The 15,431-nt window shown below is 71.5% G+C and carries 12 protein-coding genes; 6 read left to right on the forward strand and 6 right to left on the reverse strand.

What is annotated here, in order from left to right; translation table 11 throughout:
* Positions 1-14 precede the first annotated feature (14 nt).
* The 3 genes from ACMATS_RS35240 to ACMATS_RS35250 all read right to left on the reverse strand — a co-directional run bounded on the left by ACMATS_RS35240 (position 15) and on the right by ACMATS_RS35250 (position 3,122).
* Positions 15-839, reverse strand: a complete 825-nt coding sequence (locus ACMATS_RS35240; protein WP_414170280.1) for a polyphosphate polymerase domain-containing protein — start codon at positions 837-839, stop codon at positions 15-17.
* Positions 836-1,471, reverse strand: a complete 636-nt coding sequence (locus tag ACMATS_RS35245; protein WP_390775318.1) for a DUF4956 domain-containing protein — start codon at positions 1,469-1,471, stop codon at positions 836-838. Before ACMATS_RS35245 ends, ACMATS_RS35240 begins: the two co-directional genes overlap by 4 nt.
* Before the next feature lie 178 nt (positions 1,472-1,649).
* Positions 1,650-3,122, reverse strand: a complete 1,473-nt coding sequence (locus tag ACMATS_RS35250) for an MFS transporter (RefSeq protein ID WP_414170281.1) — start codon at positions 3,120-3,122, stop codon at positions 1,650-1,652.
* Positions 3,123-3,262: 140 nt separating this feature from the next.
* On the opposite strand from ACMATS_RS35250, the gene ACMATS_RS35255 reads away from it, so the two are divergent.
* The 6 genes from ACMATS_RS35255 (at position 3,263) to ACMATS_RS35280 (ending at position 11,011) form a co-directional block, all read left to right on the forward strand.
* On the forward strand, positions 3,263-4,246 hold the full coding sequence (locus tag ACMATS_RS35255) for an Lrp/AsnC family transcriptional regulator (protein ID WP_414170282.1): 984 nt from the start codon (positions 3,263-3,265) through the stop codon (positions 4,244-4,246).
* Between the two features lie 264 nt (positions 4,247-4,510).
* Positions 4,511-5,551: a methyltransferase gene (locus ACMATS_RS35260; protein WP_414170283.1), complete on the forward strand. Its 1,041-nt coding sequence runs from the start codon at positions 4,511-4,513 to the stop codon at positions 5,549-5,551.
* Positions 5,552-5,913: 362 nt separating this feature from the next.
* Positions 5,914-7,500 carry a M4 family metallopeptidase gene (locus ACMATS_RS35265; protein ID WP_414170855.1) on the forward strand — a complete coding sequence of 529 codons (1,587 nt, stop codon included), beginning with the start codon at positions 5,914-5,916 and terminating at the stop codon, positions 7,498-7,500.
* Between the two features lie 212 nt (positions 7,501-7,712).
* On the forward strand, positions 7,713-8,225 hold the full coding sequence (locus ACMATS_RS35270) for a DUF6542 domain-containing protein (RefSeq protein WP_414170284.1): 513 nt from the start codon (positions 7,713-7,715) through the stop codon (positions 8,223-8,225).
* Entirely contained in the window at positions 8,206-9,540 is a 1,335-nt protein-coding gene (locus ACMATS_RS35275; protein ID WP_414170285.1) for an LCP family protein, read from the forward strand. Before ACMATS_RS35270 ends, ACMATS_RS35275 begins: the two co-directional genes overlap by 20 nt.
* 37 nt (positions 9,541-9,577) lie before the next feature.
* Positions 9,578-11,011, forward strand: coding sequence for an FtsW/RodA/SpoVE family cell cycle protein (locus ACMATS_RS35280; RefSeq protein WP_414170856.1), 1,434 nt, complete (start codon positions 9,578-9,580; stop codon positions 11,009-11,011).
* 71 nt (positions 11,012-11,082) lie between these two features.
* On the opposite strand, the gene ACMATS_RS35285 is transcribed toward ACMATS_RS35280, so the two are convergent.
* The 3 genes from ACMATS_RS35285 to ACMATS_RS35295 form a co-directional block, all read right to left on the reverse strand.
* A complete protein-coding gene (locus tag ACMATS_RS35285) occupies positions 11,083-11,613 on the reverse strand; it encodes a hypothetical protein (protein WP_414170286.1) in 531 nt (176 codons plus the stop codon).
* 109 nt (positions 11,614-11,722) lie between these two features.
* Complete coding sequence (gene polX / locus ACMATS_RS35290) at positions 11,723-13,447, reverse strand: DNA polymerase/3'-5' exonuclease PolX (protein WP_391154428.1); 1,725 nt, start codon at positions 13,445-13,447, stop codon at positions 11,723-11,725.
* A gap of 32 nt (positions 13,448-13,479) precedes the next feature.
* Positions 13,480-15,348 (reverse strand): CASTOR/POLLUX-related putative ion channel, encoded by a 1,869-nt coding sequence (locus tag ACMATS_RS35295; protein WP_390775310.1) that lies wholly within the window; start codon positions 15,346-15,348, stop codon positions 13,480-13,482.
* Between the last annotated feature and the right edge of the window lie 83 nt (positions 15,349-15,431).

Genomic DNA, 15,431 nt, shown 5'->3' on the forward strand with positions numbered 1-15,431 from the left:
GCGGAGCGGCGGGCTCAGCCGCCGCCGTCGCCGAAGGCCCTGCGCGCCGCGCGCCGCCAGCGGTTGGCGGGCAGGGCCGGGCGTAAGGCCGCCAGGGCCCCGCAGTACTTGGTGAAGACCGCCGGCCGCACGCCGTAGGAGTGCAACAGCAGGTCCGCCTCGGTGAGATGGCCGGCGGTCTTCGTCTCGACGAGGACGAGGCCCCCGTCGCACTGCACGGTCCGCTGCGCGCGCAGGTCACGGCAGACCAGCCCGGCGTCGCAGGTGATGCGCTCGCCGTCGCCCACCAGGGTCGCGCGCAGGTAGTCGGTGCTGAGCGAAGGGGCCAGCGCCGTGGGGGAGTCGATGCCGTAGGCGTGGTGCAGGGTGTCGGCGAGGAAGGAGCGGTGGCCGGTGTCGAGCGGGGTGGCGGCGCCGGTGAGCGGGCGGCGGTGTTTGACGGTGTCGCCGCGGCGCCCCTTGAGCTTGATTTCGAACTGCCGCTCCCCGGAGTCCTCGTACACCCGCTCCCGGATCTTGAAGCGGAGCCGGCGGCCCTGTCGGTGGTCGTGGAAGGAGCGGAGTCCGGGGGTGTCGTAGTAGACGGAGTGGTAGCGGAAGGCGCGCCGGCCGTCGATCGTCAGCGCCCGGAAGGGTCCGCCGGGGCGGCGCGGGTCCGTCAGCCGCTCGGCCAGCCGCAGGAAGATCTCCGCGGGGACGAGGTAGCTGTTGTCGAAGCGGGCCAGGAGCTCGGCCCGTTCGTTGAGTTCGGCGAGGGTGATGGGTTCGGCGGCGTGTGCGGCGGTGCGGATGCCGTGGACGGCGGCCGGTTCGGGGCGGGTCTGGGCGACGGTGGTCACACGGTCTCCCAGGCGGGCGTCGTGCGGCGCACGGGCTCGGCGGAGGTGCGGGTGCCGGGGGTGTCCTGCTGGGGGAGGGGCTCGCGGTAGCGGACGTCGACGACGGTCAGGTCGCGGACGAAGTCGACTTCCATGACCGTCCAGTGCAGCGGCTCGCCCAGCCTCCGGGCGAGGTCGGCGCGCAGTGCGGCGGGGTCCTCGTGGACGGTGTCCAGGGTGACCAGGCTGCGGCGGGAGCGGGCCATGAGGCGGGGGTGGTCGGCGGTGTAGACCACCAGCAGCAGGACGGCGGTGAGGCCTGCGGTCAGGGCGAACTCGAGGTGCGGCAGCCCGCAGAGGAGACCGAGCACCAGCGTGGTGAAGTAGTACGCGACCTCTTCGTGCTGCACGGCGTCGGAGCGGAGCCGGACGATCGAGAGCACGCCGAACAGGCCGAGGCCCAGTGCCGTGCCGCCGCGGCCGCCGACGGCGGCGAACGCGGAGACGACGGTGAACAGGCCGACGTTCAGGGCGAGATACGCCGGCACGAGGTCGCGGCGCCGGTGCCGCGGGTAGTAGATGCCGAAGGTCAGCAGGCAGACGGCGGCGAGATCCAGTCCCAGGTGGGCGGCGAGGTGCCGCAGAGCGTCCATTGAAGTGAGCCCCCTCTTGTGCGTTCGCTGAGTGACGGAACGAGCACAGACGATAGGGAAACTTCCGGTGAACATGTGTTTGCCTGTGGAGAAACGATGCGCCTCCTTGATGCAATCGGAGGCCGAGTGTCCGGAACGCTGCACCACCTGTCGCACGAGGCACTCTTGCCGCTGTGCGTCACATGACGGTACCGGCCGTCGGCCCTGGTGGGACGGGCCGGGAGCGCCCGTCCGCGTGCAGGAGAGCCGCCGCGGCGGCGGCCGCGGCGAGGAGGCCTGCCGCGAGCCAGACGGCGTGCCGGGCACCCGCGAGCGAACCCGCCCCCGGCGCACCGGAGGACAGGGCACGGAAGAAGACCGAGCCGAGGAGGGCGATGCCGAGGGTGCCGCCGAACTGCTGGACGGCGTTGAGCAGTCCGGCCGCCGAACCCGTCTCGTGCGGGCGGACCCGGGACAGGGCGGCCGCGAAGAACGGGACGGTGAAGAGCCCGTTCCCGGCCCCGGCCACGGCCAGCGCCGCGAGCAGCGGCCACGGGTAACAGCCGGGCCGGGCGGCGTGGTAGGCGGCGAGCGCGCAGAGCAGCCCGGCCAGCAGCACGGCGAGCCCGGCGAACATCACCCGGGAACCGTGCCGCGGCACCAGGTACGCCCCCGCCGCCCAGGAGGCGGCGGCCAGCGCGCAGGACCACGGCAGCAGGCTCAGCCCGGCGGCCAGCACGCCGCTGTCCAGGCCCAGTTGCAGCTGCAGCACCACGACCGTCGTCAGGCCGTTGACCACGGCGAAGAACAGCGCCGAGGTCACCAGCGCGGCGGGGAAGCCCCGGCCGCGGAACAGCGACGGCTCGACCAGCGGACTGCGGCCCGTCCGGGCGCCGCGCCGCTGCTGCAGTGCGAACACCACGAGCACCAGGGCGCCGGCGAGCAGCTCGGCCGTGCTCCGGGCCGGCAGGCCGGCCGCACCGCCGGCGATGAGCGGATGGACGACGAGTGCCGTGCCCAGGACCGCAAGTCCCGTGCCGGGCAGGTCCGGACGCGGCCGCTGCGCCGCCCGGTCCTCGCGCAGCAGCGGGGCCGCGGCCAGGACGGCGGCGGCGAGCGGCACATTGACGAGGAACACGGACCGCCACGACGAGCCGCACAGGTCGGCGTGCGTCAGCACGGAGCCGAGGACGGGACCGCACACCGCGGCCAGGCCCATGACCGGCCCGATCGAGCCCAGGGCGCGGGCCAGTTCGGGCCCCGCGAACATCGCCTTGATCAGCCCGAAGGTCTGCGGGACGACCAGCGCGGCCGCCGTGCCCTGGACGGCCCGCGCGGCGAGCAGCACGCCCGTCGACGGCGCGAGGGCGCAGGCCGCCGACGCCAGGGCGAAGACGGCCGTCCCCGCCAGGAACACCCGCTTGCGGCCGAGCGCGTCACCGAGCCGGCCGCCCGTGATCAGCAGCGCGGCGAACGGCAGGGTGTAGGCGGCGCTGACCCACTGGACGACGGAGTCGGCCCCGCCGAGGTCGGCGCGGATCACGGGAGCCGCGACCTGAACGACCGTGGCGTCCAGCAGGTTCATCGCCTCGGCGGTCAACAGCGCGGCCAGCGCGGCCCATCGCCACCGCCAGGCCGCCACCGTGGTTGCCGCCTGCTCCTTCACGTGCATGGTTCTCCGTGCCCTTCCCGGTCGTCCGTGCGCCCCGCGGCGCGAACCCCAGCCTGGGCGGCCGGTATTGCCGTTTCCAGTCAGGCCGGGATCCTGGATGATTTCTTCCATCAGTGACGACGTGACGAGGAAAAGTGCTTATGCTCGACGACCTGGACCGCGCTCTGCTCCACGCCCTGCACATCGACGGCCGGGCGCCCTTCAGCCGTATCGCCGAGGTGCTCGGCGTCTCCACGCAGACCGTGACGCGCCGTTACCGGAGGCTGCGCACCGAGGCGGGGCTGCGCGTGGTCGGGCTGCCCGATCCGCACCGGGCCGGGCAGGCCCAGTGGACCCTCCGGCTCACCACGGCCCCGGCGGCCACCGAGCACCTGGCGTATGCGCTGGCCCGGCGGCCCGACACCTCGTGGGTCAAGCTCACGTCGGGCGGCACGGAGGTCTTCGCCGTCGTTCACGCCCCGCACGACGCGGAGTTCTCCCGCACCCTGCTGCACGACATACCCCGCAAGGCGGGCATCACCGCCGTCTCCGCCCACTGCATGCTCCACACCTACCTCGGCGGCCCTGCTGCATGGCGAGGACGCCTCGAAGCCCTCACGGCCGAGCAGCAGGACCGGCTCGCACCCGAGTGCGCGCCCCCGGGCGAGGGTGGGCCGCCGCTGACGCAGGCCGACCGCGATCTGATCGGCGCCCTGCGCCACGACGGCCGGGCCGGGCACGCCGAACTCGCCGCCGCCACCGGCCGGTCCCAGGCCACGGTGGCGCGCATGCTGGCCGAACTGCGCGCCCACGGCACGCTGTTCTTCGACGTGGAGATCGAGCCGCGCGCCCTCGGGGCCGGCACCCAGGCCCTGCTCTGGATGTCCGTCCCGCCCGCCCACCTCGACGCCGTCGCCGGGGCCCTGGCCGGGCACCGCGAACTCGCGGTCGTCGCCGCCACCACCGGCCCCACCAACCTCCTGGCCCACGCCCTGTGTTCGGACCCGGCCGACCTGCACCGCTACCTCACCCGCCGCCTCGGCGCGCTCGAGGAGATCCGCACCCTGGAGACCGCCCCCGTCGTCCACACCCTCAAGGCTGCGGGCACCCTTGCCCCGGCAGCCCGCGGACCCCGCGCGCGGTGACGGCGGAATTCCGTCCACCGCGCATGGCGGAAAGGCGCTCTGGTGCCCGGGGCCCGGCCCGGCCAGGGTGGTGCCGGACCAGGGGGTGTCCGATGGGTCAGCACGGGCCCTGCGGCGCCTGGCACGGCGCCTCGCTGCGTTGTCGCATCACCCAAGGACGCCCAGTCCGAGGGCGATGCTCCGCCTTGCGATGCACCGCACCAGACACCGCAGGGCCCGCACTGACCCATCGGACACCCCCCACCGCCAGGAGGAGGAACAGCCATGGACGAGGCCCGGCCGCACCGTGCCGCCGAGGACTCCCTCGCCGCGCTGCTGACCGAACACGCGCTGGGCTACCTGCACTCCGCAGCCCTGCGCACCGCGGCACGCCTCGGAGTGGCCGACCACCTGACCGCCGGCCCGCGCACCGCCGAGGAACTCGCCTCCCTGACCGGCGTCAGCGCCCCGCACCTGCGCCGCGCCCTGCGCCTGCTGGCCACGCGCGGGGTGTTCGCCGAGGACGCCACGGGCGCCTTCCGCCTCACCCCGGCCGCCTCGCTCCTGCGCTCGGACGGGCCGTCGTCCCTGCGCACCGCGGTGGTCATGCTCACGGACGAGACGTTCTGGAAGCCCGCCGAGCGCCTGGAGGACACCGTCCGTGCCGGGCACACGGTCTTCGAGGAGATCTTCGGGGCGCCGTTCTTCGAGCACCTCGCCCGCATCCCGCAGGCCGGCGAGGATTTCGACACCGGCATGGCGGGCCTGTCCACGAGCGAGGACGACGCCATCGCCGCAGCCTGGGCCTTTCCGGAGCGCGGCACCGTCGTCGACATCGGCGGCGGCTGCGGCGGGCTGCTGCGCCGTGCCCTCGTGCGGAACCCGGGCCTCCACGGGGTGTTGTACGACCGGGAACAGGTGCTGCGCGACCACACCCTCGACGAGCCGGAGCTGGCCGGGCGCTGGCAGGCGTGCCCCGGCGACTTCTTCGCCTCCGTGCCCTCCGGTGCCGAGGTGTACCTGATGAAGCGGATCCTGCACGACTGGGACGACGAGGGCTGCCTGCGCATCCTGCGCGCCTGCCGGGCCGCGATGACGACCGGCAGCCGTCTGCTGGTGGTCGACGCCGTCCTTCCGCAGGGCAACGAGCCGCATCCGGGGAAGATCCTCGACGTGCTGATGATGACGTCGCTCGACGGGCGCGAGCGCAGCGCGCAGGAATTCCACCGCCTGCTGTCCGCAGCGGGCCTGCGCCTGACGCGCATTCTGCCCACGGCTTCGACGCTGTCCGTCGTGGAGGCCGTGGTGGAGGCCAAGTCCGCCTGATCTCACGGATGGTGACGGGGCGGACATGAGAGTCGACGCGAAATGGTGGGCTCCGCTTCCTGATTCCGGATAACGGACACCTTCTCGCTCTCATCGGTCAACTCACGACCAAGTTTTTCTTCGTGGACCTGTCAGCAACGCCTGTTCGATGGCAAGCTCACCCCACTCGCACCGCAGACCCCGGGCGGCCCTTCGGCCCGTCCGGTGGCGCACGTGCGCGAGCACCCCACCGAACGCAGGACAGGCACCACCCCGTCGGCATCCCGTCGCCGGGTCAGAGCAGGCCGCCGACAGGCGGCCAGGCCAGAGGAGTTCGTGTGAGATCCACCCCCCACGTCGCAGGCACGTCCCGTCGTACGCGCATGAGCGCCGCCTTCGTCGCCACAGCCGCCATGGTCGCGCTGGGCGCCCAGGCCGGGACCGCCGACGCCGACCCCGGCATCGCGAGGAGCGCCGCGACCGCGCAGCCGTCCCCCGCCCAGCACGCCGCGCTGATATCCGCGGCCCGGGACGGCGCCGGCTCCACCGCGCACTCGCTGGGCCTGGGGTCGCAGGAGCGACTGGTGGTCAAGGATGTCGTCAAGGACGCGGACGGCACCGTGCACACCCGCTACGAGCGGACGTACGCCGGGCTGCCCGTCCTCGGCGGCGACCTCGTCGTGCACGTCAAGGGCAAGAAGAGCAGCGTCACCAAGGCGACCTCGCAGAAGATCGCCGTCCCCAGCACCACCCCGAAGGTCTCCGCCTCCGCGGCGCAGAACAAGGCGCTGGCGCACGCCTCGGACGAGAAGCTCGCCGCCCCGGCGAAGAACAACGTGCGCAAGGTCGTCTGGGCCGCCTCCGGCAAGCCCGTCCTGGCGTGGGAGTCCGTGGTCACGGGCCTGCAGAAGGACGGCACCCCCAGCCAGCTGCACGTGATCACCGACGCCACCACCGGCAAGAAGCTGTACTCCTTCGACGGCATCGAGACCGGCACCGGCACCGGCGTCTACAGCGGCAACGTGAACATCACCACGACGAAGAGCGGCAGCTCCTACCAGCTGCTCGACTCCACGCGCGGCGGCCACAAGACCACGAACCTGCGCGGGGGCACGTCCGGCAGCGGCACGCTCTTCACCAACTCCTCGGACATCTGGGGCAACGGCAGCGCGAGCAACAGCCAGAGCGCCGCGGTGGACGCGCACTACGGTGCGCAGGAGACCTGGGACTTCTACAAGCAGACCTTCGGCCGCAGCGGCATCCGCAACGACGGCGTCGCCTCCTACTCCCGCGTCCACTACGGCAGCAACTACGTGAACGCCTTCTGGGACGACTCCTGCTTCTGCATGACCTACGGCGACGGCCAGAGCAACACCCACCCGCTCACCTCGCTCGACGTCGTCGGGCACGAGATGACGCACGGTGTGACCTCGGCCACGGCGGGCCTGACCTACAGCGGTGAGTCCGGCGGCCTGAACGAGGCGACCAGCGACATCATGGGCACCGGCGTCGAGTTCTTCGCCCACAACGCCAACAACCCGGGCAACTACCTCATCGGCGAGCAGATCAACATCAACGGCGACGGCACCCCGCTGCGCTACATGGACCAGCCCAGCAAGGACAGCTCGTCGCTGGACTACTGGAGCGCGGACGCCGGCAACGTGGACGTGCACTACTCGTCCGGCATCGCCAACCACTTCTTCTACCTGCTCTCCGAGGGCAGCGGGGCGAAGACGATCAACGGGGTCGGCTACAACAGCCCCACCTACGACGGCTCCACCGTCTCCGGCATCGGCCGGGACAAGGCGCTGGCCATCTGGTACAAGGCGCTGACCACGTACTTCACGTCCAGCACCGACTACGCGGGCGCCCGCCAGGCGACCCTGCAGGCGGCTGCGGACCTCTACGGCGCCGACAGCACCGAGTACCAGACCGTCGGTGCCGCCTGGACGGCCGTCAACGTCTCCTGACCCCTGTCACACCGAGCTGCCGCCGCACATCCGAGTGCGGCGGCAGTTTGTTTTTCCGTTCCATTGCTGGTGAGGAGGGGTGCAGGGCGCGCGGGACCGCGGTAGTTTGCTAAGTTGCGCAAGTATGCAATCAAAGTGTGCCGCACCAAGTCTCGCAGACGACCGTCTTGAACGACGTCGGGCGATACCGGCCTGAGCGTGGGGGTGTGACCGTGACCAATCCCAGGGTGACCTCGGCCGATCCGGGAACGATCCCGGCGCCGCGGGCGTCCGGCGGCCCGCCCGCCGGGCGCCGGGGGCGGGGACAGCATCGCCGCGCCTGCAAGGGGGCGGGCCGGGCCCGCCGGGCGCTGCTGATCGCCCCCCTGCTGCCGGTGCTGGGCGCCTGCGTGGACCGGGCCGCCGGGCCGCACGTGGGCTGGGGCTTCGCCGTGGGGCTGGTGCTGGCCGCCGTCTGGGCGGGGGCGGCCGTCCGCCCGGCCCAGCTGTGGTGGGTGGTCCCCGCGCCGCCCCCGGTGGCCGCCGCCGTGACGATGACTGTGGCGCTCGTCACGGGGACGTCCTCCGGCAAGAGCGCGGCGCTGCCGGCCGAGGCGGTGCGCTGGGCCGTGGACGCGTTTCCGGCGATGGCGGCCGCGCAGGCCGCCGTGTTGATCGTTGTGGGGGTGCGCTTCGTCCGCTCCCGCCGTCGTGGGAGGAGCGGCGATGTCCGAGCACAAGGATGAGAAGAGCGCGAAGAACGCCAAGAACGCCAAGAACGCCAAGAACGCAGCGAAGAAAAAGAAGACCTCCCGGTCCGTCGTGGCCGCCCGGTTCGTGGTGTGCGCCGTCTCCTCGGCCGTGCTCGCGGTCAGCGGCGCCGGCTGGTTCGCGCACCACTCGCTGACCAACGGGCTGAAGACGTCCGACGCGCTGGACGCGATCCGCAAGCGCGCGCCCAAGCACCTGGACAACTCGGTCAACCTCCTGCTGGTCGGCCTGGACTCCCGCAAGGACATGGACGGCAACGACCTGCCCAAGGAGTTCGTCCAGGACGAACTGCACGCCGGGTCGAGCGAGATCGGCTACTACAACACCAACACCCTGATCCTGATGCACATACCTGCGGACGGCGGCCGGGCCACCGCCTTCTCCGTCCCGCGGGACGACTATGTGCAGACCCTCAACGGGGACGGCTCCCCCCAGGGGCACTTCAAGATCAAGGAGGCGTACTCCATCGCCTACACCAAGGAGCGGGAGAAGCTCGATGCGGAGGGCGTCAAGGGGCCCGACCTGGAGCGCAGGAGCCGCGAGGCGGGCCGCGAGGCGACGCTGGCAACCGTGCAGAACTTCCTCGGCGTCCCGATCGACCACTTCGCCGAGGTCAACCTGCTGGGCTTCTACGACATCGCCAAGGTGCTCCAGCCCATCCAGGTGTGCCTCAACCACCCGGTGAAGGACAAGTACTCCGGTGCCGACTTCCCCGCCGGTCCGCAGGAGCTCAACCCCAAGCAGGCACTGGCCTTCGTGCGCCAGCGGCACGGCCTCGACAACGGCGACCTGGACCGCACCCACCGCCAGCAGGCGTTCCTGTCGTCCGTCACGCACAAGCTCAAGTCCGAGGGCGTCTGGGGCGATCTCGGCAAGCTCCAGGGCCTGTTCGACGCCGTCAAGAAGGACGTCGTGCTCGACAGCTCCTGGGACGTCCTGGACTTCATGCAGCAGGTCCCCAGCCTCACCGGCGGCAAGGTGGACTTCCACACCCTGCCCATCACCGGGTTCGCCACGCGCGCGGGAGAGGACGTGAACCTCGTCGACGCCGATAAGATCAAGGAGATCGTGCGGGCGGCCACCGGCCAGGCCCCGTCCTCCTCTCCCACCCCGTCCGACGGCACCGCCGACGCCAAGTCCGGGGGCACGCCGTCGCCGACGCCGTCCGCCGGACAGTCCTCCGCCCCCGCGGCGGACTCCTCACCGGCCCCGAGCGCATCCCCGTCCGCATCGGACGACGACCAGGCGGGGCAGACCGTGAAAATGGGGGGAATTCCCTGTGTTGACTGACATCCGGCCGGGCCGGGGTCTCCTCGGAGCGCGGCGGGTGCCGACGGGCGCCGGGGCCGACGGGGTCCGGCGCCGCCGGAACACCGAACTGGTGCTGGTGCTCTTCGCGGTGCTGACCGCCGCGTTCGCCGACGCCGACGCGGAGTGCGCCCTGCACGGGGGGCTCCCCGGCGCGTTCGCCCTGCAGGTGTGCGGGCTGGGCGCGGTCGCCGTGCTGGCCCACCTCGCCGTGCGGCGCTTCGCCCCGTACGCGGACCCCCTCATCCTGCCCCTGGCGGTGTTCCTCAGCGGGATGGGCCTGGTGCTGCTGCACCGGCTCGACATCTCGTACGCGGCCAAGTACAGGTCCGCGCCCGTCGCCGGCGGCCAGGTGATGTGGCTGTGCATCGGCGTCGCGGCCTTCGTCGCCGTGACGGTCGGGCTCAAGCACCACCGCATCCTCCAGCGCTACACGTACGTGCTCATGGCGGGCGCGCTGGTGCTGCTGGCGGCCCCGGCGTTCTTCCCCGGCGACACCTACGGGGCCAAGCGCTGGATCCGGCTGGGTGGATTCTCCTTCGAGCCGGACGAGTTCACCAAGCTCGTCATCACGATCTTCTTCGCCGGCTACCTGATGGTCCAGCGCGATGCGCTCGCCCTGGCCAGCCGCCGGGTGCTGGGGATGTACCTGCCGCGCGGCCGCAACCTCGGCCCGGTGGTGGCCATCTGGGCCGCCAGCCTGCTGGTGCTGATCTTCGAGCGCGACCTGGGCACCTCGCTGATCTTCTTCGGGATCTTCGTGGTGATGCTGTACGTGGCCACCGAACGCACCGGCTGGGTGGTGATCGGCCTGCTGCTGGCGTGCGTCGGCGCCGGGGTCGTCGGCTCCATGGAACCGCACGTGCACGGCCGCGTGGTCGCCTGGCTGCACCCGATGGACATCTACCTGCCCCACCCGCCGCCCGGCCTGATCTCCGAGCAGGGCGCCCAGGCGATGTTCAGCTTCGGCAGCGGCGGCATCCTGGGCTCCGGCCTGGGCCAGGGCTACCCGTGGCTGATCGGCTTCGCGGGGCGCAGCGACTTCATCCTCACCACCGTCGGCGAGGAACTGGGCGCCGCGGGCGTGCTGGCGCTCCTGCTGGTGTACGCCCTGCTCGCCGAACGCGGGCTGCGCACCGCCCTGGTGCTGACCGACCCCTTCGGCAAGCTGCTGGCGTCGGGCCTGGCGGCCGCGCTCGTGCTGCAGGTCTTCGTGGTGGCGGGCGGTGCCAGCGGCCTCATTCCGCTCACCGGCAAGGCCCTGCCGTTCCTCGCCCAGGGCGGTTCGTCGATGCTCGCCAACTGGCTGCTGGTCGCCCTGCTGTTGAAGCTGAGCGACGCGGCGGGACGCACCCAGCTGGAGCCGGGACCCGACCCGGACGGGACGGTCACGCTGTCCGCCGAGGAGATCCGGGCGGGCCGGGCCCTGCAACAGGGCGTCGCCCTCGGATAGCGACGTGCCCGAAGGGCCCTTCAGGACGCAACTCCCCGTCCTGGAGGGCCTCTTTCATCACTCCGGTTTCCTTACTCCAGGCCGAGGTCCGCCAGGGCCGTCGTCCAGTCGGTGACGATGGCGCTGCGGGCGGCGTCGAGGGTCACGGTGCCGTTGCAGACGGCCTGCTTGAGCTTGTTCTCCACTTGGTCCTTGTCGCTTGCCTGCTCGTTCCCGGACCGGGGCTCGGGCCACAGGTTCTTGGGGTCCCTGGGCGCACCGCCCAGCTCCAGCGGGACGAAGTGGTCCTCTTCGTAGCTGGCGGGGTCGGTGTCGGTGTACCCGTACGCGGCGATCTGCTGTGCCTTGAGCTTGTTGGTGTACGAGGCCGGCGGGCGGACGGTCTTCGTCCAGCCCGACACGCAGATCGTCGAGCCTATGGTCGCCTGGGTGACGTCCGGGTTGAAGGCACCGGGCTGGCAGGACGGGTCGGGCAGCGGCAGGTACGACTGGCTGCACGTGGTGCTGCCGGCCGCGTGGGCGGTGCCGGCGGTGAGGACGAGTCCGGCGGTCGGAAGAAGCAGGCATGCTGCCGCGGCCGTGATTCGGCGCAGGGAGTTCATGGGGGGCTCCGCACGATGAAGACCCGGAGGTTTCCGGGGTGTTGCGTTCATGACAGCATCGTGAAGTGCCCCGTGAACAGGGCCTGAAGGGTGAATTCCTGGTCAACGATCATGCTTTCGGCCCGGCCAGGAAGCGCCGCAGCCGTTGCAGGGGCCAGGTGTTGATCACGTCGTCCTCGGTCAGCCAGCCGCGTTGCGCCGTGCCCACGCCGTAGCGCATGTACGGCAGGTGGGTCACCGAGTGAGCATCCGTGTTGACCGCGAACTTCACGCCGTACCGCTTGGCGCGCAGGATGTCCTCGTCGCGCAGGTCCAGCCGCTCGGGGTGCGCGTTGATCTCCAGGGCCGTGCCCGTGCGCGCGCACGCCTCGAAGACCGCGTCGAAGTCGGCGTCGATCCCGGGGCGTTTGCCGATCAGCCGGGTCGTGGGATGGCCCAGGACGGCCACGTGCGGGTTCTCGCAGGCGCGCACGAGCCGGCGGGTCAGCTTGTCCCGGCTCTGGCGGAAGTGGGAGTGCACCGAGGCGACGCACAGGTCGAATCCCGCGAGGAAGTCGTCCGGCCAGTCCACCTCGCCGTCCGGGCCGATGTTGAGCTCGGTGCCGTGCAGCAGTCGCATCCGGCGGTGCTTGCCGTCGAGCTTCCGCACCGTCTCGCGCTGCGCCAGGATCTTGGCGTCGGTCATCCGCTGCATGTACAGGTTCGGGGCGTGGTCGGTGACGGCGTAGTACGCGTAACCGCGGGCCGCGGCCGCGGTGACCATGTCCTCCAGGGAGGCGAGACCGTCCGTGAGGTCGGTGTGGGTGTGCAGGTCGCCCCGGATGTCGCCCTCCTCGACCAGTTCGGGGAGTTCGTCGCGCAGCCCGGCGGCGATCTCGCCGCGGTCCTCGCGCAGGGTGGGCGGGATCCAGGGCAGCCCCAGCCGGGCGTAGATCTCCTCCTCGGTCTCCGAGACGACCTTCGCGCCGTCCTCGGTCCGGAAGAGGCCGTACTCGGAGAGCTTGAGCCCGTCCCGCACCGCGATCTCGCGGATGCGGATGTTGTGCGCCTTGGAGCCGGTGAAGTACAGCAGGCCCGCGCCCCAGGAGTCCGGCGGCAGCACCCGCAGGTCGACCTGGAGGCCCTTGGTGGTGCGGATGGAGGTCTTCTTCCGCCCGCTCGCGATGACCTCGGCGGCGTACGGCAGGCTGCCGAACGCCTCCATGAAGGGGCCGGACGCCTCGGCGGCCACCAGCACGTCGACGTCCCCGATGGTCTCCTGCATCCGCCGCAGCGACCCCGCATACGCGCACCCCTCGCAGCCCTCCACCTGCGACAGGTCCCCGACCACCTGGTCCGCGACGTCCGTGGCGGCGCTGATCAGGATCCGTTTGCCGGCCTTCTGCATCAGGGCGATGCCGTGCAGGATGTTCGCCTCGGTCTTCTCCCCGAACCCCTTCAGGTCGCGCAGCCGTTGCTCGTGGACGGCGTCGAGCAGCTGCTCCACGGAGGAGATCTGCAGCTCCTCGTAGAGGGTCATGGCCTTCCTGGGCCCGAGCATGGGGATGGCGAGCAGCTCCCGGACCCCGGCCGGGACCGACGCCCGGGTCTCCTCGACGGCGGCGACCCGGCCCGTGCTCAGGAACTCCACGACCTTCTCGGCGATCGACTTGCCGACGTTGGGGATCTCCTGCAGGCCCTTGGCGTCGAGCGTGGAGACGTCCGTGGGGTGGCCGCCGATGGCCCGGGCGGCCTTCTCGTAGGCGCGCGCCTTGAAGGCGTCGCCGCCGGAGATCGCGACGAGGTCCGCGTACTCCTGCAGCAGCGCCTCGACCTCCTCGTTGGGCCGGCCCATGTGTTCAGCGTGCCACCGGCCCCGGAGTCCGGCTACTCGTGACCGGCGATGACGACGACCTGGTCCCCTTCGTGCAGGGTCAGCGGAGCGGCCTTCGGCGGGTTGAGGCGGATGCCGTAGGAGGGCGGCACGTCGCGGTCGCGGCCGAGCCGGTAGCCGATGGCGGTCTCCCCGCGCCGCCGGGCCGCCTCGATGGCGGTGGCGAAGGTGGCCTCGGCGCCGGGCCGGAGGTAGTCGCCGGCCGGCTTGAGGTAGATCTCCGCCCCGGTCGGGTCGAAGAGGGCGCTCAGCAGCGCGTACACGTCGACGTTCTCGGAGAGCTGGGTCAGCAGCAGGCTGACGAGCTTGGTGCTGACGATGAAGTCGTCGGCCTTGGTGACCTGGGCCACCTCGCGGTTGCTGTCGTGGTTCATCTCCGAGACGATCGAGTACGGGTCGCCCAGGCCGACTTCGATGTCCCGCAGCTGAAGCAGCGTCACCAGGGTGCGGTTGTCGGCGTGTTCGGGATCGGAGGTGTCGTCGGAGAGCACGATGATGTGCTGGTAGCCGCCGGGGAACAGGTCCTCCAGCGACTGCCGCCCGGTGGGTTCGCAGGGCTTGTGCCCGAGGGCGAGGTTCGCGGTCGGGATACCGTCGAGCCCGTCGGGGCGGACGGGCGAGGCGACGTCGAGGACAGAGCCGGGCAGGGCGAACCGGTCCAGCAGTTCAATGATCTTGGCGGCGCGGGCGTTCCAGCCGACGAGCAGGGTCCGGCCGGGCTTCGAGGGCCTGCGGGAGGGCTGGACGACGGCCTCTTCGGCCACCGGAGGAGCGGAGTGGGCGAGCCGGATGAGCGCGTCGTCCTCGGCCACGACGACGATCCTGTCGTCCTCGGCGATGACGGTGTCCATCGGCGGGTTGACCAGTATCCGGCCGTCGCCCCGGTGCAGCCCGACCGGGATGCCCAGCTGGTAGCGGTTCAGCGCGTCGCCGTAGGACGCGCCGGTGAGCGCCGGGGCGTGGTGGATGTAGAACTCGTTGCCGTAGAAGCTCAGGAGCTCGTTCCACACCGTCGACAGCCCCGTCTGCCGGTGCGACTGCACCACCAGGCGCACGGCGAGGTCGTCGGCGTCGATGACCAGGCCGCTCGGGCCCGCGGCGAGCCGGGCGGCCGCCAGGTTCCCCGAGTCCTGCACCGCGGCCACCACCGGCGGACGGGCCTTGGCCCAGGGCCTGTTGTTGAGCACCAGCAGCATCTTGATGACCGTCGTGTCGCTGTCGGGCCCGAACGCCGGCAGCACCATGACGGACTTGGCGGTGTCCGGACTGACCAGCTCCAGGTCGTCCTGCTTGAGCGGATTGCCCGACCGGCAGATCACCTTGGTGCGGCCCGGGTCGGGGACGCGCATCCGGATCTGCTCCTCCATGTCGACCTTGTCGCGGTCCGCCAGGACCGCCACGCACGAGCGACGCTCGCTCTGATTGGCCTCGACGAGCTCCTCGACCACCGTGAAGATCTGCTCCGACCAGCCCAGCACGACGGTGTGCCCGCGCTCCAGGAGCTGCGAACGGCCCTTGCGCAGCTGCTGGATCCGGTGGTCCAGGCCCGTCGTCAGCACACCGATGAGGGCGCTGACGATGAAGATCCCGCCCACCGTCACCAGCAGCATCAGCCCCAGGAACACCGGAGTTCCGGTGTCGCTGCCCATGGTGCCGGGGTCCAGGGCGCGCAGCAGGCTCATCCAGGCCACGCCCAGCCAGCCGCCGTTGCGCTCGGTGTCGGTGTCGGTGAACAGCACGACGAGCGTGGCGGTGAAGGCGATCAGTACCACGGAGGCCAGCGCCAGCCAGCCGATCAGGGCCGGCGTGCCGCGGTCCATCGTGCTGTCGAACCAGTACCGCAGCCGGTCCCGCCGTTTCACGTGTGTCCCCCTGTCGTCCGGTGCAAGGGAGGAGACCTACCCGTGCCGGACCGTGCAGTTGCACACGACCTCCGTGGATTCCG

Source organism: Streptoverticillium reticulum (genome assembly GCF_047456005.1).
Classification (GTDB): Bacteria; Actinomycetota; Actinomycetes; order Streptomycetales; family Streptomycetaceae; genus Streptomyces; species Streptomyces reticulum.